Origin of the sequence: Streptomyces sp. NPDC059850, from assembly GCF_042731515.1 — a bacterium.
In the GTDB taxonomy this organism is placed as follows: domain Bacteria; phylum Actinomycetota; class Actinomycetes; order Streptomycetales; family Streptomycetaceae; genus Streptomyces.
In genome coordinates this window covers 160681-185555 of record NZ_JBHWJI010000010.1, presented here as the reverse complement: position 1 = coordinate 185555, position 24875 = coordinate 160681, and the positions used below count along the sequence as shown (strand labels likewise).

The 24875-nt window shown below is 68.3% G+C and carries 26 protein-coding genes; 15 read left to right on the top strand and 11 right to left on the bottom strand.

The features are described from left to right. Nucleotides 1–19 precede the first annotated feature (19 nt). Both ACFV9T_RS11095 and ACFV9T_RS11090 read left to right on the top strand, forming a co-directional pair. Nucleotides 20–469: a hypothetical protein gene (locus ACFV9T_RS11095; RefSeq protein WP_385438505.1), complete on the top strand. Its 450-nt coding sequence runs from the start codon at nucleotides 20–22 to the stop codon at nucleotides 467–469. Nucleotides 470–587: 118 nt separating this feature from the next. After that, nucleotides 588–1040 carry a hypothetical protein gene (locus ACFV9T_RS11090; protein WP_385438502.1) on the top strand — a complete coding sequence of 151 codons (453 nt, stop codon included), beginning with the start codon at nucleotides 588–590 and terminating at the stop codon, nucleotides 1038–1040. A 66-nt stretch (nucleotides 1041–1106) separates the two neighbouring features. On the opposite strand, the gene uppS is transcribed toward ACFV9T_RS11090, so the two are convergent. The 5 genes from uppS to ACFV9T_RS11065 are packed head-to-tail and all read right to left on the bottom strand — an operon-like array spanning nucleotide 1107 to nucleotide 4812. Next, nucleotides 1107–1811, bottom strand: coding sequence for a polyprenyl diphosphate synthase (gene uppS, locus ACFV9T_RS11085; protein ID WP_385438500.1), 705 nt, complete (start codon nucleotides 1809–1811; stop codon nucleotides 1107–1109). 34 nt (nucleotides 1812–1845) lie between these two features. After that, on the bottom strand, nucleotides 1846–2466 hold the full coding sequence (locus tag ACFV9T_RS11080; RefSeq protein ID WP_385438498.1) for a hypothetical protein: 621 nt from the start codon (nucleotides 2464–2466) through the stop codon (nucleotides 1846–1848). Then, on the bottom strand, nucleotides 2463–3716 hold the full coding sequence (locus ACFV9T_RS11075; RefSeq protein WP_385438497.1) for an MAB_1171c family putative transporter: 1254 nt from the start codon (nucleotides 3714–3716) through the stop codon (nucleotides 2463–2465). The genes ACFV9T_RS11080 and ACFV9T_RS11075 overlap by 4 nt, the downstream gene beginning before the upstream one ends. Before the next feature lie 24 nt (nucleotides 3717–3740). Beyond that, a complete protein-coding gene (locus ACFV9T_RS11070; RefSeq protein ID WP_385438495.1) occupies nucleotides 3741–4277 on the bottom strand; it encodes a hypothetical protein in 537 nt (178 codons plus the stop codon). Nucleotides 4278–4302: 25 nt separating this feature from the next. After that, nucleotides 4303–4812, bottom strand: a complete 510-nt coding sequence (locus tag ACFV9T_RS11065) for a hypothetical protein (RefSeq protein ID WP_385438493.1) — start codon at nucleotides 4810–4812, stop codon at nucleotides 4303–4305. 338 nt (nucleotides 4813–5150) lie between these two features. Here ACFV9T_RS11065 and ACFV9T_RS11060 point away from each other — a divergent pair, with 338 nt between their 5' ends. Next, nucleotides 5151–5639: a hypothetical protein gene (locus ACFV9T_RS11060; RefSeq protein WP_385438492.1), complete on the top strand. Its 489-nt coding sequence runs from the start codon at nucleotides 5151–5153 to the stop codon at nucleotides 5637–5639. 779 nt (nucleotides 5640–6418) lie between these two features. Here the strand turns inward: ACFV9T_RS11060 and ACFV9T_RS11055 are convergent. Next, nucleotides 6419–6706 carry a WXG100 family type VII secretion target gene (locus tag ACFV9T_RS11055; RefSeq protein ID WP_385438490.1) on the bottom strand — a complete coding sequence of 96 codons (288 nt, stop codon included), beginning with the start codon at nucleotides 6704–6706 and terminating at the stop codon, nucleotides 6419–6421. A gap of 250 nt (nucleotides 6707–6956) precedes the next feature. Here ACFV9T_RS11055 and ACFV9T_RS11050 point away from each other — a divergent pair, with 250 nt between their 5' ends. Genes ACFV9T_RS11050 through ACFV9T_RS11020 form a run of 7 tightly spaced genes read left to right on the top strand, consistent with a single transcriptional unit; the run spans nucleotide 6957 to nucleotide 16324 of the window. Then, nucleotides 6957–11681, top strand: a complete 4725-nt coding sequence (locus ACFV9T_RS11050) for an FtsK/SpoIIIE domain-containing protein (RefSeq protein ID WP_385438488.1) — start codon at nucleotides 6957–6959, stop codon at nucleotides 11679–11681. Between the two features lie 53 nt (nucleotides 11682–11734). Beyond that, entirely contained in the window at nucleotides 11735–12046 is a 312-nt protein-coding gene (locus ACFV9T_RS11045) for a hypothetical protein (RefSeq protein ID WP_385438486.1), read from the top strand. A 3-nt stretch (nucleotides 12047–12049) separates the two neighbouring features. Continuing rightward, complete coding sequence (locus ACFV9T_RS11040) at nucleotides 12050–13405, top strand: putative T7SS-secreted protein (RefSeq protein ID WP_385438484.1); 1356 nt, start codon at nucleotides 12050–12052, stop codon at nucleotides 13403–13405. A gap of 36 nt (nucleotides 13406–13441) precedes the next feature. After that, nucleotides 13442–13819: a hypothetical protein gene (locus ACFV9T_RS11035; protein ID WP_385438483.1), complete on the top strand. Its 378-nt coding sequence runs from the start codon at nucleotides 13442–13444 to the stop codon at nucleotides 13817–13819. Next, the gene (locus tag ACFV9T_RS11030) at nucleotides 13816–14448 is read left to right on the top strand and encodes a hypothetical protein (protein ID WP_385438481.1); all 633 of its coding nucleotides are present in this window, start codon (nucleotides 13816–13818) and stop codon (nucleotides 14446–14448) included. Before ACFV9T_RS11035 ends, ACFV9T_RS11030 begins: the two co-directional genes overlap by 4 nt. After that, nucleotides 14445–15098 carry a hypothetical protein gene (locus ACFV9T_RS11025; RefSeq protein ID WP_385438479.1) on the top strand — a complete coding sequence of 218 codons (654 nt, stop codon included), beginning with the start codon at nucleotides 14445–14447 and terminating at the stop codon, nucleotides 15096–15098. Before ACFV9T_RS11030 ends, ACFV9T_RS11025 begins: the two co-directional genes overlap by 4 nt. Beyond that, on the top strand, nucleotides 15095–16324 hold the full coding sequence (locus ACFV9T_RS11020; protein WP_385438476.1) for a hypothetical protein: 1230 nt from the start codon (nucleotides 15095–15097) through the stop codon (nucleotides 16322–16324). The genes ACFV9T_RS11025 and ACFV9T_RS11020 overlap by 4 nt, the downstream gene beginning before the upstream one ends. A gap of 112 nt (nucleotides 16325–16436) precedes the next feature. On the opposite strand, the gene ACFV9T_RS11015 is transcribed toward ACFV9T_RS11020, so the two are convergent. From ACFV9T_RS11015 to ACFV9T_RS11005, 3 genes are all read right to left on the bottom strand, one after another. Further along, nucleotides 16437–16793, bottom strand: a complete 357-nt coding sequence (locus ACFV9T_RS11015; protein WP_385438474.1) for a dihydrofolate reductase family protein — start codon at nucleotides 16791–16793, stop codon at nucleotides 16437–16439. 106 nt (nucleotides 16794–16899) lie between these two features. Beyond that, a complete protein-coding gene (locus tag ACFV9T_RS11010) occupies nucleotides 16900–17394 on the bottom strand; it encodes a cupin domain-containing protein (protein WP_385438473.1) in 495 nt (164 codons plus the stop codon). A 32-nt stretch (nucleotides 17395–17426) separates the two neighbouring features. Then, nucleotides 17427–18017, bottom strand: a complete 591-nt coding sequence (locus ACFV9T_RS11005; protein ID WP_385438591.1) for a malonic semialdehyde reductase — start codon at nucleotides 18015–18017, stop codon at nucleotides 17427–17429. A 116-nt stretch (nucleotides 18018–18133) separates the two neighbouring features. Here ACFV9T_RS11005 and ACFV9T_RS11000 point away from each other — a divergent pair, with 116 nt between their 5' ends. Further along, nucleotides 18134–18640 (top strand): MarR family winged helix-turn-helix transcriptional regulator, encoded by a 507-nt coding sequence (locus tag ACFV9T_RS11000; protein WP_385438471.1) that lies wholly within the window; start codon nucleotides 18134–18136, stop codon nucleotides 18638–18640. A gap of 31 nt (nucleotides 18641–18671) precedes the next feature. On the opposite strand, the gene ACFV9T_RS10995 is transcribed toward ACFV9T_RS11000, so the two are convergent. Beyond that, nucleotides 18672–19223: a GNAT family N-acetyltransferase gene (locus tag ACFV9T_RS10995; RefSeq protein WP_385438468.1), complete on the bottom strand. Its 552-nt coding sequence runs from the start codon at nucleotides 19221–19223 to the stop codon at nucleotides 18672–18674. Nucleotides 19224–19430: 207 nt separating this feature from the next. Here ACFV9T_RS10995 and ACFV9T_RS10990 point away from each other — a divergent pair, with 207 nt between their 5' ends. Continuing rightward, complete coding sequence (locus ACFV9T_RS10990) at nucleotides 19431–20171, top strand: ABC transporter ATP-binding protein (RefSeq protein WP_385438589.1); 741 nt, start codon at nucleotides 19431–19433, stop codon at nucleotides 20169–20171. Here the strand turns inward: ACFV9T_RS10990 and ACFV9T_RS10985 are convergent. Beyond that, the gene (locus tag ACFV9T_RS10985; RefSeq protein WP_385438466.1) at nucleotides 20147–21484 is read right to left on the bottom strand and encodes an MFS transporter; all 1338 of its coding nucleotides are present in this window, start codon (nucleotides 21482–21484) and stop codon (nucleotides 20147–20149) included. The two genes, ACFV9T_RS10990 and ACFV9T_RS10985, sit on opposite strands and share 25 nt — an antisense overlap. A gap of 73 nt (nucleotides 21485–21557) precedes the next feature. Here ACFV9T_RS10985 and ACFV9T_RS10980 point away from each other — a divergent pair, with 73 nt between their 5' ends. The 3 genes from ACFV9T_RS10980 (at nucleotide 21558) to ACFV9T_RS10970 (ending at nucleotide 24857) form a co-directional block, all read left to right on the top strand. Beyond that, on the top strand, nucleotides 21558–22463 hold the full coding sequence (locus ACFV9T_RS10980; RefSeq protein WP_385438464.1) for a LysR family transcriptional regulator: 906 nt from the start codon (nucleotides 21558–21560) through the stop codon (nucleotides 22461–22463). A 111-nt stretch (nucleotides 22464–22574) separates the two neighbouring features. Continuing rightward, nucleotides 22575–23876 carry an ABC transporter substrate-binding protein gene (locus ACFV9T_RS10975; protein WP_385438587.1) on the top strand — a complete coding sequence of 434 codons (1302 nt, stop codon included), beginning with the start codon at nucleotides 22575–22577 and terminating at the stop codon, nucleotides 23874–23876. Between the two features lie 48 nt (nucleotides 23877–23924). Continuing rightward, complete coding sequence (locus ACFV9T_RS10970; RefSeq protein ID WP_385438462.1) at nucleotides 23925–24857, top strand: carbohydrate ABC transporter permease; 933 nt, start codon at nucleotides 23925–23927, stop codon at nucleotides 24855–24857. Nucleotides 24858–24875 lie beyond the last annotated feature (18 nt).

The following is a 24875-nucleotide window of genomic DNA, read 5'->3' as shown; positions in this document are numbered from 1 at the left end:
CGAACGAAGGGACACCACCATGTACAAGAAGCCCGACCTGAACGGCCCGCTCGCCCGGCTCCGCGAGAACGCCGCGGCGTGGAAGGCCAACTTCGCCCGCCTCACCAGCCGCGAGGGGATGGACCAGGACTCCTACGCCTGGCCGATCGCGCGCATGGAGGAGCGCGACGATCTCGCCAAGCAGATCGTGGAGGACTTCGGCACGATCGACGCCGAGATGTCCAAGCGCTGGATCATCGACAGCGCCGCCCCGTCGGCATGGACCATCGACCGCCTCACCGACGAGCAGATTGCCGCCGCCAAGGCCGACTGGCCGGAGCTGGGCATGTTCGCCGACTCCACAATTCGCCAGGTGGCCGACGTCCTCGGCATCCGCATGGTGCGGAGCATGGCGAAGGAGGCCGTGCGGCGGACTCCCGGAGTCCTCGCCGTCCTCGAGGACCGCGCTAAGGACCGCCTGTCCGAATAGGCACCGCCGCGCCGTCCACGGCCCGCCCCAACCCCGGGAGTGGCACCGTGGACGGCGCGCCCCGTTCGTACCTGGGGCCGGAGAGCACCGGCCCCGTCCCGAAGGAAGGAACCGTCCCATGTCCCGTGCCACCCGTGTCAGCACGATCCGCTGTCACCTCGTCGAAGGCGGGCTCGTCGACCTCGAACTCGGCGAGGCCACGCAGAAGGCCAGCCACCCCGCCCAGCACGAGACCGACGGGTTCGCCGCCCGTCAGCACGTTGACGACGCCGGCGCGCTGCTCGTCATCGTCGGCGCGTACGGTCCCGACTGGTTCACCACCATGCGCGAGGTCCGTCACCGGCTGGAGCAGCCGTACGTGAAGTGCCACGTCGACGGCGACGCACCCGGACTCGCCGACAACGAGGTGTTGGTGCGGTGGGCGACGGCCGAGGAGCTACAGGCCCGCAAGGCGGCCCAGGAGAGGCGTCAGGCCCCACTCAAGGCCCTCTTGCGGCAGGGCGAGGCGCAGCAGCGGGCCGAGGACGAGCGGCAGTCCCTCGAGCGCGCTGGGCAGTTCGGACTGTTCTGACCAGAAGTTAAACCGGCCGGGCGGCGTCAGTGCCGCCCGGCATCGTGGCCGACTGACTTACGTCGGTCAACGGCCGTACGTGCGAGTCTGGGCGGCGTGTACGGTCAGGGCCTCGACGAGCGCGTCGGCGTCGAAGTCGGGCCACAATCGGTCGTCGAAGTGGATGGTGGCGTCCGCGGACTGCCACAGCAAGAACGCCGACAGGCGGCGCTCGCCGGAGGTGCGGACGATGAGGTCGAGGTCCGGCAGTCCCCGAGTAGAGAGGTAGTCGCCGAGAGGCAGTTCCTGCGCGGGATGGTAATCGCCAGCGCGCAGGGCCTGGGTGACGGCCTGGCGGATGTCGGCGCGGCCGTCGTAGCCAATACCGAGGCAGACGGTCATACCCGTTCGGTTGGCTGTGGAGGTCCTTGCGTGTTCGATGGCGTTGAGGAGTCGATCAGGGATCGCGTAGGAACCAGAGTTCTGGGTCAGCACGCGGAGCGGGCCGGTGGACGCGGCGGCCTCTGTATTGAGCAGGTCGACGATGACGTCGACGAGCGCGGCCACCTCGTCCTCGGAGCGGCCGAAGTTCCGTTCGGACATGAGGAAGACGGACGCCGCCTGGACGCCGAGGGCGCGGCAGCGTTCGAGGGTCTGGTGAACGGCGACCGCGCCCTGCCGGAAGCCATCTTCGGCGGTGGTGCCGTGGAGCTGAGCCCAGCGACGGTTGCCGTCGGCGATGAAGCCGATGTGGCGGGGGATGTCGAGCGCGGCGGCAGTAAGCGTCTGCATGGCCGGGAGCAGTACAGACCCGGCCACGCTTACGTCACGCGGTGATCGCAGCAAAGACCAGGCCAGCGGTGATCGTGCCCGCGGCCGCGCCGGCGATTGTCTGGGCGAGCGTGTGGTCACGGAGGGAGATCCGGGACCAGGCGATTACGGCGACAAGTGGGTAGGCGCACCAGACGAGCGGGCCCCAGGTGAGGGCCAGCATCGCCAAGGCGCCGCCGGCGACGGCCGTGTGCACGCTGATCTTCCATTTCCAGACGGCGGTGGGTGCCAAGAGCACGGCGAGGGTGGCGAGCATCGCGACGACCAGGGCGATCATGGCGCGCGGTGCGTCGAACACGAACATTCCGCCGATGCCGGTGGCGACGGAGCCCATGATGACGGGGATCAGCAGTTTCCGGCGCTGTACCTGCCCTATGTGCCGGTCGGCCCACATACCGGTTCGCATGCCGTACTTGATGTACGCCATGGGGATGGCGGCTGCGAACAGGATGGCCTCGAGTGCCCACAGCAGTCCGGTGAGCGGGGAGCCCTGAGCTAGGCCGACGCCGCAGCTCACCAGGATTATGACGTTGCGTGGCTCCATCCCATCGGTGATGAGGCGGGCCGCGCGGTTCTCCTGGAGGGCGGGGGCGTGGTCGGCGGCGGTGCTGATCATGCGGCGACTTTCTGGTTGGTGGTCTGGCCCAACCTGGCAGCTGCGTCGGCAAGGTCGGCGGATGCATAGTGGTGGGCAACCCGGGCCAGCCACCGAGAGTTGGATAACAGGGCGTTGCGCAGGGACAGCACCGTCCCCGCTGGCTGTTCGGCGTAGTCCTGGCCTTCGACGGCCTTCGTGCGGGCGACGCGTAGGCAAAGTGCTTCCCGGGCGGCACGGGCTTCGGCGCCGTGGAGGCCTGTCGCGCGCGCTTCTCGGAGGGCGCCGCGGTGGAGGTCCTGGCTGACCCACGGCAGCAGTTCGAAATGTGCGTCGGAGATGTCGACGACTCGCTCGTCGAGGCGTCCGTACAAGTCACGGAAGTGGCGCCGGTCTTCCCGGGCCGAGGTGCCGTCCCTGAGTCGGCGCAGGATGACGTCCGGCGGCAGGACGGAGACAAGTTCCTCCCATAGCGGGCGGAGAGCGATCAGCCCACGGCGATACCGGATGCCGCGAATCACGAGGTCGACGGCGCGCACGGAGCTGCCGACGAGGACGAAGGCGATCGTCACGAGCTGGATGAGTGACCCACCCAGGTGGAACGCTTCGTCGGAAAGCGGATACGTCCAGGGGGTGAAGCCGCAGACGAGGAACGAGATGCGGTAGACGGGATAGAACGAGCCTGCGGCGGCGCCCACGGCCATGATGCGCATGCACAGTCGTAAGAGTCGGTCGTCCGTGCGCTGGGCGACGGCGAGGTAGAGCAGGGTCGAGGGGGCTAGAGCGGCCGCCATGCTCAGCAGGTAGACGCTCAGGTGCACGGTGCCGGCGATGTCGCCGGACTGGGCGGAGTTGAAATCCCGGGACCCGTCAGGGGCGACGATGGCAGGCGCGGCGAACGGGAAGGCTGCGGTAGAGGCGACGCTGAAGATGATCAGCACGACCATGCGCGGCTTGAAGGACACCCAGCGGCGCCAGGCGGGTTCTTCCTCGCGGGGCGGCACGACGGTTTCCACCCATCCGAGGAGGAGGGTGCAGGAGAGCATGACGATCAGGTGCTTGGGCAGTACCGCCGCGTCCTGGACACCCGTCAGGCTGGTGAGGGCGTTCTCGACGGGGGACAGGCGCAGGGTCGCGCCTATGGTCAGGGCGAGGATCATCGCCAGAAAGGATCTTTGTCCTGGCGACGTTGGCCGGTTGTAGATGCGGACCGCGACCACCACCCACAGGGGGATGGTGGTGCATAAGTCAATGATGTCGTATTTGGGCATAGCGAGGCTTTCGGCGGCAGGGGGTCACAGGCTGTGGTGCAGCCGTTCGACCAGGGGGTCGTGGTGTCGGGTGTTGCGGGCCTGTTCGGCGGCCGTCCGGCGGATGAGGAATGCGTATCGCTCGGCCTCGTCCTCGATCCGCTGGTACGCGGGGTCCTGAGGGCCTTCGTGTGCGCGAGTCCGACCGAAGAGGCAACCGCCCAGGAAGTCAGGGCTTAGGAACTCGTACGTCGCTGGCTCGGCCGGCTGGGGCGAGGCGGGAAGCTCGAGCGGCTTGTGCCCGAGCTCGATGTGCCCGTTTTCGTGGCTGAGGCTGTGTATGGCGGCAGCTCCAGTGAGCGCCGGGTCGAGCCAGACCACGTCACTCTTAGCGCCGGGCCGCGTCAGCCACAAAGCGTTGGCGTGGAGCCCCGGGAGGGGCGACGGGCCGCGCCACAGCTCCAGAGGGCGCTGGTAGCGCTCCCGCATTACTGCGAACAGGGTGTCGACCGTCAGCGGATTCGGTACGGGGAACGCCGCAAGAGCCTGGCGGATCTTGCGGTCGTGGGCACGCTGGATCACCGGAGTTGAACACCTTGTGGGGGAGTTAGTTGCTGGACGGGTCTACATGTGGACGCGTCTCGTTCTCCATCGCCTCGAGCTGCTCGAGCTGCTGGGCGTATCGAACGACGCGGGCCTGACCGTCGGGGGACAGTCGACGAGTAGTTCGGGCCAGGGCGCGGACGGTCGGCGGCTCTGGTTCCTCACTCAACGTTCGACGCCTACCGTCCACGAATCGTTGCACTTCCTCCACAACCTTCTTGGATGTCTCGCTTCCGGTGGCGTTGAAGACATCGAGGGGAAGCTGGAAGAAGCCAGCGAGCACGGAGGCCATCTGAATGCTCGGGCTCTTGATGTCGCCTTTGCGTAGCTTGCGGACGTACTCGCCTGTGATGGTGCTTACTCCGTACTTTGCGTTGATCGCGTCGGCAATCTCCTGATTGGTGAGCTCGACGAACGTTCCGGGCCTTTTCGGGTCTTCCTTGGCCTGGGCCTGCAGAAGGAGGTTAAGGACATCGCGGAACGTAGGCACCTGGGCATGAGGGTCTGCGGTCACGGTGGTCTCTCTTGGCGGGTGGTGAGGCGACCACCATAGCTCCAATCCACGGATCATTTGACGGGAGGCAGGTTTCGAACACGGATCGTTTGACGATCAACCAGGTGACCGTCTTTGATGGACCCCGGAACCACGCGCTCCGGCAACGGATGGCCGCCGGAGGTGTGTTCGCGCCGCCCTTCGCACCTGCCTGCAGCCCTGGAGGGGGCCCTCAGTGGAGCCCTCGCGTCACTTCAAGCTCCGCGCGTAACTGCCTTCACCGGCCCGCATCCTGCCCGCATACGCCACCTGTGACCGAACTGACATTCGGTAACTCGCTACCCGAGGGAACGGACACCGTGACGATCTCCGACGCCATGCTCTGCGCTTCCGCCCTGCGCTCGTCCGCGGCTGCGAAGGCGAAGGTTCCCGCGGTGCCACAGGTCTTGGGCGTGGAGAACTCCCTTGAGTTCCGAATCGGCCCTGAGTGCAGTCCAGTCGAGGCGATGCGGCGCTCCGATAGATTCGTTTCGATGGTCCTTCCGGCGCTGCTCATGGCCGAACCGGAGGCGGCGGCCTTGGCTGAGGCCGTGCTTGCCGTCCTCATGGAGCTGGTTGACGTAACTGCGCGCCACCGTGCCAGCCTCGACCTGGCGGGCCGTGTCTCGTTCGACGGGGCGCACGCGCTGGTCACGGTCGGCGAGATGAATCGGGCGTTGCCGACGCCGGAAGAGGAGCCGGGTCTATACCTTGTGCGTCGCCTGGTGGACGATATCGGGCAGTATCGCGGCGATGAAGCCGGGTATGTGACCTGGCTGTCTGTGCCGGTTCGGCCGAACGTCCCATAGTCGTATGCAGCCCTGTATTGGCGCCCACTTGCCGTTCCGGGAATGGAGTCTTCGCCCTCCGGGGCCTGCCGCAGCCTCAAAGGCTGAGGTCGTGCGTACCGCTGGTGGGCGCGCTTCGGGGGAGGGCTGCCAGCGGCTATCGGAGGGTCGGGTCTGAATGAATCAGTTTGCGGTTGACTGGCATGATTCGATGTCGGTCGATATCTCGTTTGAGGTGAATCGAGGCCTGGCGCGGCGCGGCCTCTGAACGCCCCGACGGAAATGCCTGTCGGCGGCACCAGCCAATAGGGTGTGTGGCGCACATCACAGTCTCTGTCCACATGTTGGACGCCCTCAAGATGGGCTGATACGCCTGCGTGCCAGGGTCCTTGCTCCCCGGCATGGAGTGCGCCAGGTGTGTACGTAGCCATCAAGGTAGCCGTGACGGTGGCCATCCTGCGTGTTTGTGCAGGTGGCAGCGCTGTGGTGACTCTCCCCGGCGTACAGGCCGCCTCGTCCGCCCTCCCCCTTCCCTCTTCCGCCGTATGCGGCGTGCCGCCCACCTTGTCCGTGGCGCAATTCTCCGTGGCCGTTCGTTATCGGGCTCACAAGGCAAAGAATCACGAAATGCGGGTGCCTGTGAATGCTTTGTGGATGCGCTGTAAGGGATGTGACGGAAGTGGAGATCATGCGGCCATAGCGCGGCCCGGCCGCTCATTACGCGCTCACCCCCTTGCCGCAGAAAGCGGCAAGGGGGTGAGCTGTGTGCGCAGGAAGGCGCAGCCGCGGCAGTCGCCGACTTACTTGCCGAGCTCGTGGTCGATGTTCTCGAAGGAGTCCGCCGCCTTCTCCAGGTACTGGGCCAGGCCGTCGAGACCCTCGTTGGTCTTCGACATGCCCTGCTTGAACTCGCTGAAGTCCTGGCCGAACTTCTTCGAGGCCGACCGGGTGACGAAGCCGTTCTCGAGCAGGTCGTCGATGTAGGACTTCAGGTCGTGAAGCTTCTCCTCGATGCGCTCCTTCTCGCGGTTCATCTTCTTCGCGGCGGCCCGCATGTCCTCATATGTGACATCAAGGTCCTTGGCCATAACGCTTGTTCCCTCCGTCAGACAACCGCGAGGTTCCCCCTCCCGGTATACGCGTGGCGTGCACCGGGTGGTTGGGTACGCGCCGTTGGGCACCTTAGCCGCTAGTCCGTACAGGGTGCACATAAGTGCAGGACGGTGGCCGTTATCTCGCTCAAAGTGGGCGGTTGTTGACATATGCGCCGGGTGCGCGGACGAGTTTCCGGGAGGATATTCTCTCCTCGGAGAGAGGTATTTCGAGGAGGAGCTAAGTGTGCGTTTGAAGCTGACTGTCGTCGATCTCTATACGAACGCCAGCAAAGACCTCGTCCTCGATGCCGATCCCGAGGCCCGAATCGACGCCGTCGCTTGGGAGTTGGCAGTTCGGGTGCGTGGCGGGGTCGCGCCCGGACAGCCCGGTCCCGTGCTCTACGTCGACAACTACCCGCTGGACCCCCACCACACCGTCGCCACCTCCCCGCTGCGCGACGGCGCGGTGGTGAGCCTGGACGACCCCTCCGGCACGCTGCCCGGCGAGCAGCCCGGTGTCATCGAACTCCGGGTGGCCGGCGGGCCCGACGCCGGTGCCGTGTACCGGTTCGGCATCGGCCGGTACGACATTGGGTCCGGCGAGGGCTGCCAGCTGATCGTCAATGACCCGGAGGTGCCCCCGCGCGTCCTGACGCTCTACGTGGTGGCCCCGGATGATCTCCGGCTGGCCGTGCACGTCGGTCAAGGCGGAGAGCCCGGCGGGCCCGGTGCGGCGCCCGAGAGCAAGGGGCCCACGCGCGAGGTGCGGGTCGACGGCAAGCCGATCGAGGGGCAGCAGCAACTGCGCGTCGACTCTCAGCTCGCCATCGGCAACACCCTGATCGATGTCGCCCATTACACGCCCCCGGACGCGGCCCTCAAGTGGTCCGACGACGGCTCCGGGCTCGACTACAACCGCCCGCCGCGGCTGCGCCCGCCGGAGCGCACCACCAAGTTCCGCCTGCCGGCGCCCCCGAAGGAGTTCGAGGCCCGGCCGCTGCCCTGGCTGATGGCGCTGTCCCCGCTTGTCATGGCCGTCACCATGGCGTTTGCGATGGGGCGCACGACGTACCTGCTGATCGCGCTCTTCAGCCCGCTGATCATGATCGGCAACTACTTCTGGGACAAGAAGCACGGCCGCAAGTCCCACGCCAAGCAGGTCAAGGAGTACGAGGAGCACAAGGCCAGGATCGAGCGCGACGCGCAGGAGGCGCTGGTCCTGGAGCGCGGCGACCGCCGCCTCGACCACCCGGACCCCGGCAGCATCTGGGCCAACGCCACTGGCCCCCGCACCCGTCTGTGGGAGCGCCGCCGCAGCGACGCCGACCACCTGCTGCTGCGGGTGGGCACCGGACGGCTGCCCTCCGCCGTCGTCCTCGACGACCCCGAGCAGGACGACCACCGCCGCCAGGTCACCTGGGACATCGCCGACACCCCCGTCGCCCTGCACCTGGGCCAGCTCGGTGTGATCGGCTTCGCGGGTCCCGACGACACCGCCCGCAGCCTGGCGCGGTGGGCGGTGACGCAGGCGGCCGCCCTGCACAGCCCGCTGGACGTGCAGTTCTACGTGCTCACCGAGGTGAACGCGCAGCCCGGTTGGGACTGGGTCCGCTGGCTGCCGCATGCCCGTCCGACGGCGCAGGACGCCAACGTCCTCATCGGGAACGACGCCGAGACCGTCGGCGCCCGAATCGGTGAACTCACCCAGATCCTTGAGGCCAGGCAGAAAGCCGCCAAGGAGAACCGTGGTCAGGCGGGCTTCTCCGACCCCGACATCGTCGTCGTCTGGGACGGATCGCGTCGGCTGCGCTCGATGCCCGGCGTCGTACGGCTGCTGCAGGAAGGCCCGGCCGTATCGATGTACGCGATCTGCCTGGACGCCGAAGAGCGCTTCCTGCCGGGCGAGTGCAAGGGCATCGTGATCGCGGAGCCGCGCACTGCCCGGCACGCCCGGCACGAGCAGAAGGCCGGCGGCGGCGCGAGCGACGCTGTCGAAGCGCTGCGGCAGGCCGCCGAAGCGGAGGAGCGGAAGAAGGCGGCGGCCGAGGCCGACAGGTCGCGCCGGAAGGGGAAGGCGAAGGGGAAGGGGAAGCGGAGGAAGTCGGCCGCGCCCGACACTCCGGCGCTGACCAACACCGCCGCCGTGCTGCTCTCCCTCGACAACCAGAGCGGCATCCCCACCCCCGGGGCGCCGACGGCCGCGGATCAGGTCGACCCCTCCGTGCTGCGACTGCGCGTGCAGCAGGCGGGCGAAAACAAGATCCTGGGCGTACGGCCCGACTTCGTCTCGCCTGCCTGGTGCGCCCGGGTGGCCCGGGCGATCGCCCCACTGCGCGACATCAGCGGTGAGGCGACCGACAGCGCGCTGCCGGACGCCAGCCGGCTCCTCGACGTCATCGGGATGGAGCCGCCGACGGCCAGGGCGGTGGTCGGCCGCTGGCAGACCGGCGGGCAGTCCACGCTCGCGATGGTCGGAGAGTCGTACGATGGTCCCTACGGCATCGACATCCGCAAGGACGGGCCGCACGGCCTCATCGCGGGTACGACGGGTTCCGGCAAGTCCGAGCTGCTGCAGACGATCGTCGCCGCGCTCGCGGTGGCGAACACGCCGGAGAACATGACCTTCGTGCTCGTCGACTACAAGGGCGGCAGCGCGTTCAAGGACTGCGTCCACCTGCCGCACACCGTCGGCATGGTGACCGACCTCGACGCCCACCTCGTCGAACGCGCCCTCGAATCGCTCGGCGCCGAGCTGCACCGCCGCGAGCACATCCTGGCCCAGGCCGGCGCGAAGGACATCGAGGACTACCAGGACCTGGTGCGCCGTAATCCGGGTATGGCTCCGCTGCCCCGACTGCTCCTCGTCATCGACGAGTTCGCGTCCATGGTCCGCGACATGCCGGACTTCGTCACCGGCCTGGTCAACATCGCCCAGCGGGGCCGCTCCCTCGGCATCCACCTGTTGCTGGCCACCCAGCGGCCGTCCGGCGTGGTCTCGCCGGAGATCCGGGCCAACACCAACCTCCGGATCGCGCTGCGGGTCACCGACGGCGGCGAGTCGACGGACGTCATCGACTCGCCCGAGGCCGGCAACATCTCCAAGAACAACCCGGGCCGCGCCTATGTGCGCACCGGTGCGGCCTCCCTCATTCCCTTCCAGTCCGGCCGCGTCGGCGGCCGCCGCCCCGGCACCGTGGACCCGATGTCCCTCGCCCCGTGGACCGGGGAGCTGGACTGGGCCGACCTGGGCCGCCAGGCGCTGGTGAAGCCCGCGGCCGCCAAGAGCGAGGAAGAGGAGATCACCGATCTGAAGGTCCTGGTCGACGCCATCCGGGAGGCCAACGCCCACCTGCAGATCCCGCAGCAGCACAGCCCGTGGCTGGCGGCCCTCGCGGAGACCGTGCTGCCGGAGGACCTGCCGCCGGTGCGGGGTCTGGGCGCACTGCCCCCGGCGCCGTACGGCATCGAGGACCTGCCGGCGAGCCAGTCCCGCCGCGCGGCCGCGATCGACTTCGCCACCTTCGGCCACCTGCTCGTCGCGGGTGCGCCGCGCAGCGGCCGCTCTCAGGTGCTGCGAACGATCGCGGGCTCCCTGGCCCGCACTCTCTCCTGCGCCGACGTCCACCTGTACGGCATCGACTGCGGCAACGGCGCACTGAACGCGCTGGCCAAGCTGCCGCACTGCGGCGCGGTGGTGGGCCGCAACCAGAGCGAGCGGGCCACCCGCCTGGTCCGCCGCCTTTCGGCGGAGACGAGCAGGCGGCAGGAGCTGCTCGCGCAGTACGGCTTCGCGGACATCGGCGAGCAGCGCGCCGGGGCGCCGCAGGACCAGCGGCTGCCGCACATCGTGCTGCTGCTCGACCGCTGGGAGGGCTGGGTCTCGTCCCTGGGCGAGCTGGAACACGGCGAGTTGACCGACGAGTTGCTGACCCTGATGCGCGAGGGCGCGAGCGTCGGCATCCACTTGGTGATCACGGGCGACCGGCAGCTCCTCACCGGCCGGATCTCCTCGCTGACGGAGGACAAGCTCGCCCTGCGCCTTTCGGACCGTACCGACTTCTCGATGCTGGGCCTCAACAGCCGCAAGGTGCCGGACGAGATCGCGCCGGGTCGCGCGTTCCGCAACGAGACGGGTACGGAGATCCAGTTCGCGCTGCTGAGCGAGGACGCCACCGGGCAGGGCCAGAACGCGGCGATTGTGGCCATCGGAGAGGGGACGGCCCACCGGGACGCGGCAGTGCCGCGGGCCCTGCGGCCGTTCCGGGTGGACTCGCTGCCCGGCCGCCTCACCCTGAACCAGGCGTGGCAGTACGTCGACCCGGCGGTGTCCGCCTCGCGGCTGTGGAGCCTGGTGGGCGTCGGCGGTGACGACCTGACGGCCTTCGGCCCGGACCTGGCACAGGGACTGCCGGGCTTCGTGATCGCGGGCCCGGCGAAGTCGGGTCGCTCGACCGTGCTGATGAACCTGGCGGCCACGTTTGTGGGCCGCCGCAGCGCCCGCCTGGTCATCGCCGCCCCACGGACCTCTCCGTTGCGCCAACTGGAGGGCTACAAGGGGGTGTTGGCGGTCTTCACGGGCAGCGACATCGAGGAGGACGAGCTGAAGGAGGCCGTGGCCACGGCGTCTTTGGAGCATCCGATCGTGATCCTGATCGACGACGGCGAACTCCTTGAGGACTGCGATGCGGAGGACGAGTTCAAGAGGCTGATCGCGACCGGCGCCGACCGCGGCATCGGCATCGTCATCGCCGGCGACGAGGACGACGTCTGCTCGGGCTTCAGCGGCTGGCAGGTCGACCTGAAGAAGTCCAAGCGCGGCCTGCTGCTTTCCCCGCAGGACACGTCGAGCGGCGAACTGATCGGCGTACGCCTGCCCCGGAGCACGGTGGGCGGCCCGGTGACCCCGGGCAAGGGCCTGCTGCACCTGGGGAACGGGGAGGCGTTCACGGTGACGGTGCCGATGGGCTGAGCCTGAGCCGCAACGTGAGCTGTTGAACAGGTAAGGACACGGGGAGGGGAAACATGGGTCGCCACGAGCGGTTGGTTGTCGACTACACGCTGCTTGAATCCTCGAAGAGCAATCTTCGGGAGATCAAGAAGGTCATGGATGACATCGATGATCACAGCGAAGGCATACAGGATATCTGGGGCCACGAGAGCGTCGCCGGCAAGATGGATGAGTTCGTCACCAACTGGGACAACTATCGAGAAAAACTGGTGGAGAGTGTCCAGGAATTGGGGGAGCACGTAGAGGGCGCGCTCAAGAACTTCAAGAAGCAGGACCTCGACTTGATGAACTCAAGCGAGAAAAACGGCAAAAACGGGGGAAAGTAAGCGATGGGGAACGGTAAGGGCAGGCGCAGGCCGGTCGACTGGCAGCCGCTGGCGGAGAAGGACCCGGTCCCCGGCGACCCGGAAGACATCCGGGCGGAGGTCACCAAGATGAAGGACCTCGCCAAGACCCTCCGCGACCAGGCCCGCATCCTGCGCAAGGTCGACGACGGCGATGCGCTGAAGGGCAACTACGCCGACAAGATCCGCGAGAAGTCCGGCGAGCTGGAGAAGCACTTCCGCGAGACGGCGGGCCGTTACGAACGCGTGGTCGGTGACCTCGGTAAGTGGGCCAACGAACTGGAGGGCTTCCAGGAGCGGGCGGACGGGATCCTCAAGGCCGCGAAGCGCGCCGATGAGCACCACGCTGCTGAGGTGAAGAAGAAGGAGGCCGAGGCGAAGAAGGACGACGACAAGAAGGCGCCGGAGGACTCCGACTCCGACAGCCACCTGGCGTCGTACCGCAAGCAGCTGAACGAGGTCATCTCCGAACGCGACACCCGTGCCCAGCACTTTGCCAACAACATCGGTGACGACATCTCGGACGTCATCAAGGACAGTACCTGGGAGAACTTTGCGCAAGGGCTCGATACAGCGCTCGAAGTGATCGGCTATCTCGGACTTGCGCTAGCTGTGGTCGCTATCTTCTGCACCCCGGTGGGTTGGGTTGCGGCGCTCGCCACCGCTCTGACGTGGGTGAGTCTCGCTGGTCACGTTCTGCTGGCAGTCACCGGCGAGGGTTCGTGGACAGACGTTGCCTTCGACGCGCTCGCATTGGCGACGATGGGACTTGGTACGGCAGCCATGAAGGGCCTCAAAGCCGGCCGGGCCTTGACCAAGACCGCTTCCAAAGCTGCCGCGAGTACTCAAAAGGCTCGCCAGCAGTTCGATCGCTACAAGAACATGCGCAAGCTTCTCGACAAGAACATCACCCGCTACGGAGCCAATTCAGAGCGCGGGCAGAAGGCGCTGAGGGCCAAACAGCGACTGCGTGAAAAGTTCGCCGGTGAGATGCGTACAGCGAAGCAAGCGGAGGCGGATGCTCCCATGGCGCAGGCGGGCCGGGGACTCGGGGAGAAGGAAGGCCGGGAAATGGCCGAGGACGTCAAGCGCATGCAGAAAGATTTCGCTGGGGACAAGGTAGATCACGCGGCGAAGGAGGTTAGGGACAGCGCGAAGGCGGTTGATGCAGGTGCGAAGGAGGCACTGTCGGCGCATGCGAAGTTCCAGCTTTATTGGGGCGTAGGTACCGGCGTCGACGCTGTCGACAAGGGGATTGATAATACCTCATCGCTCTTCGGGTATGACGGCTACGAGAAGCTCAAAGACGTCCCAACTATTGAAGTGGGGAGCGGATGGTGAGCCGCGGCGTCAAAAGGAAATCCAGGAGGTAACGCAATGTCATCCGGTAACGGTGAATCCAAGGGCCTGCTCGCGGTTCGAGTGACCGTGCTCGTACCCATGCTCTGGTTCCTTCTAGTAGGGTTGGTCGGAAAGTTTGCGGGGCCGGACTGGGTACCGATCGAAGCATGGGCCTGGCCCATGATGATCGCACCCGTTGTATTGGCTGTGGTCTTCGTGAAGTTTCGACGCACTATCCAGAATCCTGAGCATATAGGCCACTTGCCGACATTGTTCAAGGTGGCTGCAGGGTTGATTTCCGCCATGAACTGCGTGTTGATCATCTACTCGTGGGCGGCAGTGGTTCCGGCAGTACTTGGTTTGGCGATCCTGTTGGGCGGGCTGATCAAGAGGCCTGTCGAGGAGGCGCTTTGAGTTCCAGCGGAACGGCCGAAACGACACCAACCGGATACACGCTCATCATCCCGCCGGGTTGGGCTCGGATTCCCCTGCGGGAGGGGACAAAAGAGGCTCTTGAGCGGATCTTTTTCACGCATCTGGACAAGGTCCCGGACGGGGTGGCGCGCGACGATGCCATGAGCTTCCGGCTCGAGCTGCGCCGACAGCTCGAGAAGAGGGCTCGTGCTGCACGGCGTAACGGCGGCCTGGATCTCTATCTGCCGGTGAGCCCGCGTGGCGGTACCCTCATTGCTGCCTCGTTCATCGTGGCTGAGCTGCCCATCGGAGGTGCCGAACAGGCCAAGGCCAAACATGTCCTGGAGCGGCTTGCAGCCAATACCGCGGGCCCCGGCATGTCCACCAGGGAACTCTCCGGCAGCACAGCCGTCCGCCGGGAGAGTCGAGTAGCGGCAGAGCCCGGTCGGGAACTCGATGTCGATTCCCGCCGGGTCGAATATGTCATGCCGGTGGCTGGTGACTCGGGTAATTGGCTTTCGATCACTTTTTCCACGCCAGGGGATGGAAACCTCGACAGCGAATTCACCGATGTGTTGGTCGAGCTGTTCGACGCAGTCGTGGGTACATTCAAGTGGAGTTATGAATGAGCTGGCTCAACGTCAAGCACGCGATGTATCTCGACCCTTGGATCCGCGTGCCGCTCATGTGGCCCGAGCCGGGTCTTGAGGACGTAGTAGCTGCGCAGACGCCCGAGGGGTGGGCGCGTGTCTTCGCCGAGGCGTGGTGGGACGATTTCGCGACTGAGGAGCCGCGACCGGGCGAGGTCGACCTGCTGATCGACATCCTGGTGATGCACGCCGTGAGAGCGCCCAACATCTGGCCGGGAGCTGATGTCTTCCTGCATTTGCCGCACCCGAGAGACGTTCCGATCACCGTGTCTGTGGACCTGGTCGAGATTGACGAAGAAGAAGACCGGGACACTGCGCTGCGCGAACTGACGCACGCTGATGCGGACTATGCCATCGAGCGCCCGATCGTCGAGAACTTCGACTCTCCGCACCTTGGCACCGGCCTGCGTGTGTTGCGCTACTTCCAGGACGAGGACAGTAATGAGGTGCATGCCGGCCTCCGCTACGCCTGGCGCTACGAAAAGGGCTCGGAAGCCGCGGATGTCCTCATTATGTTGTCCCACCCGGAACCGGGCCGCATCATCCGCGCGTTCGCTGACATCGATGAATTTGCCCGCACCATCCGCATCGGCCCGGATGAGGAAGCGGAGACCTGGAAGCTTTCATGATCCTCGTCGAGGGACGCGGCCACGTTGCGACCTCTCCCGCCACCGGTGAAACTGCCTGGCAGCACGCAGCCACCCGTCGTGCCTGCCAGGCCCGCCTCGCGCTCCATCTCCTTGGCGTGCCTCTCGGGATTGCGGCAAGCGTCGTCGTCTTCTTCGTCATCTTGCCCACGCCGATGTGGTTGATCTGGATTCTGGGGATGACGCACTTCGTCGCGGGAATCTACGCAGTCTACTTCCTTCAAGTCCCCCGAGTCAGGCGCATGTTCGAGCTGCGCCGCATTCTGCGCACCTATCCGTGGCAGGTCCATGAGAAGGGCCTTCCGCACTCGAGTGGTCAGCTCCATTCCGCCCATCGCGGAGAGTCCTGGTTCAAGGTTCCGGATCCGGACAAACCGAAAACTTGGGTATCGGTCTACCTGGACCACAGTCGGCGCAGCCGCTGGTGGCTTGAGCGGATGTCCCCGCAGGCGGGGCGCGAAGCCAAGGCGGAGATCCGGACGTTGTGGTTCGCCGGGGATCCGCGATTCTGCGGCATCCTCGCGGTACCGGGTAAGCGCGGGCCGCAGCGCATGCTGGAGGTTCCGCGCGGGGTAAGGCGGGGCATCACCATCGAGCAGACCGGCCTGGCCTCTGACGAAGCGCTGACACGGGCCCTCAAGGCAGGTGTGCCCCTTTCGGAACTCGCCCGCCCGGCCGAGGCGTCGGACCGAACCCCCATGGTGCGTGCTCCCGCACCACCACCGGGCCCGGCCTTGTCCTTTCCGGCCACGCGCCGCTCGATGCGGCTGCTGTTGCTGCGAGGTGCGGCCGTTCTGGTCGTCGCGCCGGTCCCCTTCCTCGGGCTGCTCTCGCTCGGGCCCTCCGGCATCCTCGCAGGCAAGGGCCTCGGCATGCTGCTGCTCGCCACCGTGGTCCCGGCCTTCCAGCGTTTGCGGACCCGCTTCAAGCTGCGGAGGAACGTGCGGGGCGACGGTCAGCCCTGGCGCACGCTGAATGTCGAGATACGGCACCGTGGGCGTGCTGTCGTGCTGGTCACCGGTAACGAGGCCCTGCGCACGCAGCTCGTTCTGCGCCGGCCACCGGCTGGGAGAGTGCAGGTCTGGTTCGCGGGCCATCTCCATGGCGACGGCCTGGTGTCGCTGCGTGCCGACGGTGCCGTCGTCCCCGTGCGCTGCGTGGAGAAAGGACACGCACGAGTCAGGGGCAGGGCCGGGCAGAAAGCGTAAGGAGCCACCAAAGGAGACTCAGAGGCGGCCGCCCGGCTGTTTCCGCAGGCGCTTCCGCATAACTCCCAGGGAGTTCTGAGGGGGTTCCAGCGGGGCGTTGCACACCCGGCCCTCATTCGCTGGCCTGCGGGCGCTTCGGGCGGGCGATCAGCCGGGCGTCCGGGCCGAAGCGGGAGACGTTCAGCAGCTCGCATCGCAGGATGTCGTCCATCGTCTCGATGGTGCCGCCCTGCAGGGCGCTCTTGCCACGGCCGAGGAGGGCGGGCGCGATGTAGGCGATCACGCGGTCGACCAGCCCGGCCGACCCTTCGGTTCCTCGACCACGTCGAGGTCTGCCCCGACTGCCGCAGCAGTCAGCGATGCCCGGCCGGTGAGCGTCTGCACGATGCTGTCCGGCGCGCGGCGCGCGCTGCGGCCCCGTAGGCGGGGGCGGGGTCGCTGGTGATTCGGATTCCCCGGCCGGACGCACCGGTCACCGGCCCGCCCCCTCCGCCCCTCTGATCGGCAGTGCGCGGCTGACCAGAGGGAGACGGGAATACGGCGCCGCGAGCCCGGCCTGATCCAAGCGACAGGCCCTAGCCGTCGAGCATGTCCGTGAAGTAGGTGTCGTGCCGCACCTGGAAGGCCTTGAGTTCTTCGCGGTTGCGCTCCACGTACTCGGCGGCCTTCTCGAAGTACTCCTCGCGTGGCGCGCCCGGTGAGAAGATCATCAGCATGGACAGCGGCTCTTCGGAGTCGTTCTGGAAGGCGTGCAGGCCACCGGCCGGGACGTAGAGGAAGTCTCCCTCCCCGCCCGTGATCCAGCGTTCGCCGTTGTAGAACTCGACCTCGCCGGACATGACGTAGAAGGATTCCGAGATCGTCCGGTGGAAGTGTTCCTTGGCGCCCATGGTCTTCGGTCCCATGTCGACCTTGTACAGGCCGTACTCACCGCCGGTGGTTTCCGGGGTGGCCACGTAGCTGATGCCGGAGGCGCCGACGAAGTCGGTGTCGGGGTGCTGGGGGGCGGGGCGGTGTAGCGCGGTGACCTCGCCCTTGTCGCTGAAGTAGCGCGGGTCGGGGTAGGACATGGGGGTTCCTTTCGCGAGGGGCTGAGGTTGGTTCAGACGGCGGTGACGACGTCGTCGTAGGCCAGCCGGGGCAGCCGGGGGTGCCAGGGGTTGGGCCCCGGGCGGCCGATGTTGACGACCATCAGCGGGGCGTGGTCGTCGTCGAGGAACTCTTCGCGCAGGCCAGCGGCGTCGTAGCCGGTCATGGGCCCGGCGGCCAGCCCGGCCGCCCGCACACCGATGAGGAAGTACGCGGCCTGCAGGGCCCCGTTGAGCGTGGCGGCCTCCTCGCGCACGGGCCGGTCCGCGAAGTGCGTGTCCTTCGCGTCGGGCGCGAACGGCAGCAGCCGCGGAAGCTCCTCGTGGAACTCGTGATCGGTGGCGAGGATCGCGACCAGCGGTGCCGAGGACGTCTTCGGCCGGTTGCCCTCGGCCATGTGCGCCAGCAGCCGTTCGCGCGCCTCGGGGGAGCGGATCAGGACGATGCGCAGGGGGGACTGGTTGAAGGCGGTCGGACCGTACTTGATCAGGTCGTAGACCACCCGCATCTGCTCGTCGGTGACTGGTTCGTCGCTGAAGGTGTTCGCGGTGCGGGCCTCCCGGAAGAGGAGGTCCTGGGCGGCCGGGTTCAGGGACAGGGGCATGTGGAGCTTCCGCTTCGCCTTAAGGTTCATTCTCTTAACGTTAAGAGACAAGCAGTTTGGTCGCTCAACGTCAAACCTCTTAAGGTTGAGGTACGTCACGTGAGGGGAGTGCAGGGATGGGCGACGCCGTCGATCTGATCGTGGGGCAGTGGCGCGATGAGCGGCCCGACCTGGCGGAAGCGGCCGGTCACATGGAGGTGCTGGGGCGTATCCAGCGGATGCAGGGCGTGTGTGACCGCCACTACAAGAAGCTGAACCAGGAGTTCGGCCTGAACATGGCCGAATGCGACATTCTCTTCACGCTGCGCCGCTCAGGACCGCCTCACACGCTCACCGCCGGTGCCTTCCTGAAGGCGGCCATGGTGACCTCCGGGGCCATCACCAACCGCATCGACCGCATGGAGGCCAAGGGGCTGGTCGAGCGGGTACGCGACAGCGCCGACCGGCGTTCGGTACGGATCCGCCTCACCGAGCGCGGCAAGGCCCTCGCCGACCAGGCGATGGACGCCCACCTGCGGGACTACGAGAAGATCCTGTCGGTCCTCACCCCGGAGGAGTGCGAGCAGATCGCCTCGGGGCTGCGCAAAGTCCTGGAGGCCCAGGGCGATACCGCCCTCGACTGATCGGCGAGGCGGCGACGCGACGCGTAGTGGGTCATCGCCCCCGGGCTTGCCACTCGGGGGCGAGGATCGCCCAGATCTGCTTGTCGTAGCGCACGCCCTCGTAGGGCCAGGCCTCGCGCCGTACGCCCTCCAGGGTCATGCCGAGCCGCTTGGCCACCGCCGCGCTGCGGTGGTTGTCGGCTCGGCAGTGCCACTCGGCGCGGTGGAGGCCCCGGGTCGTGAACGCCCAGTCCAGCAGCGCGGCGCAGGCCGGGGTGATCAGGCCGTGGCCCTCGGCGGCGGGCTCCAGCCAGCAGCCGATCTCGCATGAGCCGAAGGCGGCGTGGACGTCGGTGAACATCACGCCGCCGACCAGCACGCCGCCCCGCCAGATGCCGTAGAGGCGGGCGCCGTCGGCGGCCTGGCCTTCGGCGTACCGCTTGAGCGTGGCGCGCGCCCCGTCCACGTCGTCCGTGACGAACGTGGGGCCGACCCAGGGGCGGATGTGTTCACGGGCCCGGTCCAGGTGGTCGGCGAACTCCTCGGCGTGCCAGACCTCCAGCGGACCGAGGCGAGCACCGTCGCGCAGCGGCAGCGAGAACATCAGGGCCTCCCCCTTCGCGTAACAAGCGTGAGGGAAATGTACAGCGCACCATCTCCCGCCCGCACCGTCAGAAATGGGAGGGATGCGGGCGGGCCCGGTACAACTGGGCGTACATGTGGCTGATCGGCGAGAGGTGAGAAGTTGTTAGGCAGACGGAAGGCCGGACGGGATGCCGAGCCGGAGCCCGCCGGGGACGGCAAGGCGGTCGTGGCGCTCAGTGGGGTGCGGCGGGTTTATGGGAGTGGCGAGGGCGAGGTGGCCGCGCTGGACGGCGTCACGCTGACCTTCGCGGCCGGGACCTTCACCGCCATCATGGGCCCGTCCGGCTCCGGGAAGTCGACGCTGCTGCAGTGCGCGGCGGGTCTGGACCGGGTCGATGCGGGCCGGGTCGACCTGGCCGGAACGGACCCGGCGGCGCTCTCCGAGACCGCGCTCACCAGGCTGCGGCGGGAGCGGATCGGCTTCGTCTTCCAGGCGTTCAACCTCATGCCCTCGCTCACCGCCCGGCAGAACGTCGAACTCCCGCTGCGGCTGGCCCGCCGCCGCCCCGCCCCGGACCAGGTGGCCCGCGTCCTCGCCGATGTCGGGCTCGCGGAGCGGGCCGGGCATCTGCCCAGTCAGCTGTCCGGCGGCCAGCAGCAGCGGGTGGCGATAGCCCGGGCGTTGGTCACCCGCCCGCAGGTGCTGTTCGCCGACGAGCCGACCGGTGCGCTGGACTCCCGTACCTCCCGCGAGGTGTTGAGCCTGTTGCGCGGTCTGGTGGACGAGCACGGCCAGACGATCGTCATGGTCACCCACGACCCGGTCGCCGCCTCGTACGCGGACAAGGTGGTCTTCCTCGCCGACGGGCAGCTGGTCGACGAACTGGCCCGGCCGACCGCCGAGGACGTGGCCACCCACATGACGACACTGGAGACCACGGCTCAGCACGGGGTGCCTTCGTGCTGAGCCTCGCGTGGGCCACCCTGCGCACCCGATGGGTGGGGTTCGCGGGCGCCTTCATCGCCCTGGCGCTCCTTGGCGCGACGGCGAGTCCGGGGGCACCCCGCAGCGGGCGGGGCGCGGTGGCGTAGGGGACGGGACGTGACCGTCAGGGCCAGCGCGGTCAGGGCGACCCCGGCCCAACTCAGCCAGGTCACCGCCGCCGTGAGCGGCATCCAGGTGGTCAGCGCCCCGACGGCGACCGCGGGCACGCCGGATCCCCAGTAGAACAGCAGATACAGCGCGGCCCCGATCCCCGCGCGCTGCCCGGCCGGGGTCCGCGCGTCGACCGCTCGCGCGGCGCCGCTGTAGGCGAGCCCGTGCCCGACACCGGCGAGGACCGTGGAGCCGAGCGTGGCGGGCAGCGAGGCGGCTCCGGTGGCCGCGAGCAGCACCAGGCTCCCGGCGAGCGCGGCGAGGCCGTACCGCTGGGCGGCGTACGCGGTACGGCGCGCGCTGGCGAGCTGGGCCAGCAGCGACCAGACCAGGACGCTGCCCAGCACCCCGCCGACCAGGGCCGGATGGGCGCCGTGCGGGGTCTGTTCGAGCAGCGCGGGGAGGAGGGCAAGGTAGATGCCGACGACGGCCCAGGCGAGGAACCCGCTCAGCCCGGCGACGAGGAAGAGCCCGCGCAGGGCCGGTGGGATGTGCGGGCGGGTGGGGCGCCAGCGCGACCGTACCCGTGTCCCGCCGGTGGCCGTCGGCGCGGGCACGGTCCGGCGCAGCCGGTGCCATACCCACCCCAGCAGGGCCAGATGCAGCACGTACGGAGTGGTCAGCGGGCCGGGGACGTACTCGGCGAGCACACCCGAGACCACCGGCCCCAGGGCGGTGCCCGCCGCGAAGGCGAGGCCCGCGAGCAGTGGTCCGGCGACGCGGGCCGTGGGACTGCTGTGCCGGGCGATGAGCGCCTGCGCCGCTCCGGTCGCCGCGCCCAGGGCCAGCGCGTGGCCGACCCGGCCGGTGAAGAGCCAGCCGGGGCTGTCGGCGAGCAGGAAGCAGCAGGAGCCCGCGGCGGCGAGCAGCACGCTCAGCCGCAGCACCGGCCGGTCGCCGACCACGTCCGCCGCCGGTCCGCACAGCAGCAGTGCCGGTCCGCTGACCAGCGCGAACGTCGCGAAGAGCAGGGTCATCACCAGGTCGTCGTAGCCGAAGAGACGCTGGTAATCGGGATAGAGCGGGCTGGGGAGATACGCGCCCGCCGTGAGCACCACCACCAGGAGTACGGTGGTCCGTACCGCTCGTTCCGACACCGTCTTGATTGCCCGCTGATCCGCCACAACCGCCAGTGTGGGGCCGGGCCAACGCGAAGAAAATCAAACGGTTCTGGGCCTGACCGTGCAAACTATTTGCATGATTGACTCTCGGCTCCGGATCCTCCAGATGGTCGCCGAGCACGGCACGGTGACCGCCGCGGCGCAGGCGCTGCACTACACGCCGTCCGCCGTCTCCTACCAACTCCGCCAGCTCGCCGCCGAGGTCGAAACGGAGCTGGTGGTGCAGCACGGCCGGGGCATCCGTCTGACGAACGCGGCCCGCATCCTGCTGCGCCACGCGGAGCGCCTCCAGGAGCAGTGGGAGCGGGCCAGGGCCGAACTGGCCGCCACGGGCACCGAACCCACCGGGCAGATCACCCTGTGCGGGTTCTCCACCGCCGCCAGCCGTCTGCTGCCGCCCGCCGCCGCCGAGCTGCGCGACGCCCACCCCCACCTCACGGTGCGGATCATCGAGGCCGAACCCGACCGCTGCTTCGACCTGCTGCTCTCGGAAGAGGCCGACCTCGCGCTGCTCGTCGTCACCGCCGACTCCCCGCCCATGACCGACCAGCGCTTCGACCAGCGGCCGCTGCTGGACGACCCGCTGGACCTGGTCGTCCCCCGGGACCACCCGCTGACCCGGCGGCCGCGGGTCACCCTGGCCGACGCCGCGCGCGAACCGTGGATCGTGGGCAACCCGGGTACGACGTACCACCAGTTGGTGCTCGCCGCCTGCATGAGCGCGGGCTTCACCCCGCACATCGCCCACCACGCGGACGAGTGGGGCACCGGGACCGCCCTGGTCGCCCATGGCTTCGGCGTCATCCTCGTACCGCGCCTGGCGCAGCTGAGCGAGGAGGACCGGGTGGTGCGGCTCCCGCTGCACGGCGAACCGGCCCCGGCGCGCCGCATCATGGCCGTGACCCGGCTCGGGGCCAGGGAGATACCCGTCCTCACCCGCGCCGTCGAGACGATCACCGAGGCCGCCACCCAGGCCCTCTAGAACCACAGCGCAAAGGGTTGACCGGTGCCGGACCGGCCCTTACTGTCCTCCCACCCTCCTCGGTATATCGATTAACCAATCCGTTAACCGCCCTGGTTGGAGACATCCGTGGTGCGCTCACGCCCCAGTCGGCGCGGCGTTCTCGCCGCCGGGTCCGGACTCGCCGCCGCGACCGCCCTGCCCGCCCTGCCCGCCCTGTCCGGCTGCTCCGCGCTGGCCGCCACGGATTCCGACCCTCATACGCTCGTGATCCACAGCCAGCTCGGCACCACCGCGCCGGGCTCCCCGACCTATCTGGCCGCCCTGCGCCGCTTCCGCGCGGAGAACCCCGGCCTGAAGGTCAAGAACCTCGTCAACGGCGACGATCTCGCCCAGGTCTACGAGACCTCGCGGCTGGCCCGGAAAGAGCCGGACGTCGTCATGGTCAACCTGTACGACAAGACCCTGGCCTGGACGGATGTGGGCGCCACGGTCGACGTCACGGGCTACCTGGACGACTGGGGGCTGCGGGAGCGCGTCCTGCCGGTGGCGCTGACGTCCTGGACCGACGGAAAGGGGCGGCTGCGGGCCTTCCCGTACTTCGCCACCAACTGGCCGATCGCCTACAACACCGCCCTCCTGGAGCGGGCCGGTGTGGACGGCATCCCCCGGACCGGCGACGCGCTCATCGGCGCCGCGCGGAAGCTGCGCGCCAAGGGCATCGGCCCGGTGACCACGGGCGGCAACGACTGGACCGGGCAGAAGCTCCTCGCGCAGATCATCCAGACCTTCCTGACCGAGGACGAGGCCCGGCACGTCTTCACCACCGGCGACTTCAGCGGCAGCCGGGGCGCGCGGCAGGGGATCGACTACTTCGTGGAGCTGCGGGACGCCGGTGTCTTCGTCGACAAGGCGCAGGGGCTCACCTCGGACTCGATGACCACCCAGTTCAACACCGGTTCCGCGGCCATCGAGTCCGCGATGTCCTCGGCGCTGGCCGAGGTGCCGGAGAAGGTGGCGCGGCAGACCGAGGTGGGCGGCTGGCCGCTCGCGCCGGGCGCGGTCCACGACAAGCCCACGATCCTGCGCACGTACACCCTGATCGGCTTCTGGATCAGCCCGAACGGCACCAAGAAGATCGAGGCCGTCGAGAAATTCGTGCGCTTCATGTACCGGCCGGACACCGTGTCGCGGTTCATCAGGGAGAGCGGCCGGGACATGGCCCTGCGGACCGACACGCTGAGCACCGGCTTCCCGCTGGTGGCGGCGGCGCAGCGGCTCGGCGGCTCGGTGAGCCAGGCGCTGCTGCCGGATGTGTACGTACCGCCCGCCGCGACCCAGCCGCTGATCACCGCGACGAGCACGTCCTTCACCCGCGGGACCGGCGCCGCGAAGGTGCGCGCCGCCCTCGAAGCCGCGTACCGCGGTGCGTGAGGCGGCCCCCATGAGACGACCTGTCCCCGAATCCCCGGGAGCTACCCCATGACGACGCTGACGCCCACCCGGGGCCAGGCCGCCTCCCGGCGCCCGGTCCCGTCCCCGTCCGCACCGCGCCGGGTGCGCGAGGGCGGCACGATCCTCGCCGTGCCCGCCCTGGTCTGGTACCTGGTCTTCATGGTCGGCCCGCTGGTCGCCGTCTTCGTCGTCGCCGCCCTGCACTGGCCGGGGATGCTGCAGCCGGTCACGTTCGCCGGGCTCGGCAACGTCCGTACCGTCCTCGACGACCCGGTGTTCTGGGAGGCGGTGCGCAACACGGCCGTGCAGCTGGCCGTGGCGCTTCCGGTGATGATCGTCTGCGCGTACATGCTGGGCTACTACGTGGCGCAGCGGCCCCCGGGCCACCGGGTGATCCGGTATCTGCTGTTCGTCCCGGGGCTGATCTCCACCCCCGCCAAGGCGATGGTGTTCTACGCCGCCCTCTCCCCGGACGGCCTGGTCAACGGGGCGCTCAAGGCGGTGGGCCTGGGGTCGCTGACCGACGCGTGGCTCGCCTCGCCGTCGACGGCGCTGGGCTGCCTGATCGCCCTGGACCTGTGGAGCGGCATCGGCTTCACGGCCGTCCTGTTCGCCGCCCGGCTCTCCAGCGTGCCGGACGAGGTGGGGGAGGCCGCGCAGCTGGACGGCGCCGGGCACTGGCGGACCATGTGGCGCGTCCACTTCCCCGTGATCCGCGACTACGTGGGCGTGGTGACGATGCTGCAGTTCCTGTGGACCCTCTTCGGCTCCGCGCAGCATGTCCTGCTGCTCACCCAGGGCGGTCCCGGCGCCTCGTCCACGACGCTCTCCTTCCTCGTCTACCAGAAGGCGTTCATCGCGGCCGACCTCGGCTACAGCCAGACCGTGGGCGTGTTCCTCTTCCTGACCGGACTCGTCGGCCTGCTGCTCATCCGCCGCTCGTTCCGCCAGAACTACTGATCGGAGCCGGTCATCATG

Bases quoted from the DNA above. Each gene is read 5' to 3' on its own strand.
- ACFV9T_RS11000 (WP_385438471.1), top strand. From the start codon at position 18,134: ATGGGCGACGCCGTCGATCTGATCGTGGGGCAGTGGCGCGATGAGCGG.
- uppS (WP_385438500.1), bottom strand. From the start codon at position 1,811: ATGCAGACGCTTACTGCCGCCGCGCTCGACATCCCCCGCCACATCGGC.
- ACFV9T_RS11005 (WP_385438591.1), bottom strand. From the start codon at position 18,017: ATGCCCCTGTCCCTGAACCCGGCCGCCCAGGACCTCCTCTTCCGGGAG.
- ACFV9T_RS11075 (WP_385438497.1), bottom strand. From the start codon at position 3,716: ATGCCCAAATACGACATCATTGACTTATGCACCACCATCCCCCTGTGG.
- ACFV9T_RS10995 (WP_385438468.1), bottom strand. From the start codon at position 19,223: ATGTTCTCGCTGCCGCTGCGCGACGGTGCTCGCCTCGGTCCGCTGGAG.
- ACFV9T_RS11020 (WP_385438476.1), top strand. From the start codon at position 15,095: ATGATCCTCGTCGAGGGACGCGGCCACGTTGCGACCTCTCCCGCCACC.
- ACFV9T_RS10980 (WP_385438464.1), top strand. From the start codon at position 21,558: ATGATTGACTCTCGGCTCCGGATCCTCCAGATGGTCGCCGAGCACGGC.
- ACFV9T_RS11025 (WP_385438479.1), top strand. From the start codon at position 14,445: ATGAGCTGGCTCAACGTCAAGCACGCGATGTATCTCGACCCTTGGATC.
- ACFV9T_RS11045 (WP_385438486.1), top strand. From the start codon at position 11,735: ATGGGTCGCCACGAGCGGTTGGTTGTCGACTACACGCTGCTTGAATCC.
- ACFV9T_RS11040 (WP_385438484.1), top strand. From the start codon at position 12,050: ATGGGGAACGGTAAGGGCAGGCGCAGGCCGGTCGACTGGCAGCCGCTG.
- ACFV9T_RS10970 (WP_385438462.1), top strand. From the start codon at position 23,925: ATGACGACGCTGACGCCCACCCGGGGCCAGGCCGCCTCCCGGCGCCCG.
- ACFV9T_RS11055 (WP_385438490.1), bottom strand. From the start codon at position 6,706: ATGGCCAAGGACCTTGATGTCACATATGAGGACATGCGGGCCGCCGCG.
- ACFV9T_RS11010 (WP_385438473.1), bottom strand. From the start codon at position 17,394: ATGTCCTACCCCGACCCGCGCTACTTCAGCGACAAGGGCGAGGTCACC.
- ACFV9T_RS11095 (WP_385438505.1), top strand. From the start codon at position 20: ATGTACAAGAAGCCCGACCTGAACGGCCCGCTCGCCCGGCTCCGCGAG.
- ACFV9T_RS11080 (WP_385438498.1), bottom strand. From the start codon at position 2,466: ATGATCAGCACCGCCGCCGACCACGCCCCCGCCCTCCAGGAGAACCGC.
- ACFV9T_RS11090 (WP_385438502.1), top strand. From the start codon at position 588: ATGTCCCGTGCCACCCGTGTCAGCACGATCCGCTGTCACCTCGTCGAA.
- ACFV9T_RS11035 (WP_385438483.1), top strand. From the start codon at position 13,442: ATGTCATCCGGTAACGGTGAATCCAAGGGCCTGCTCGCGGTTCGAGTG.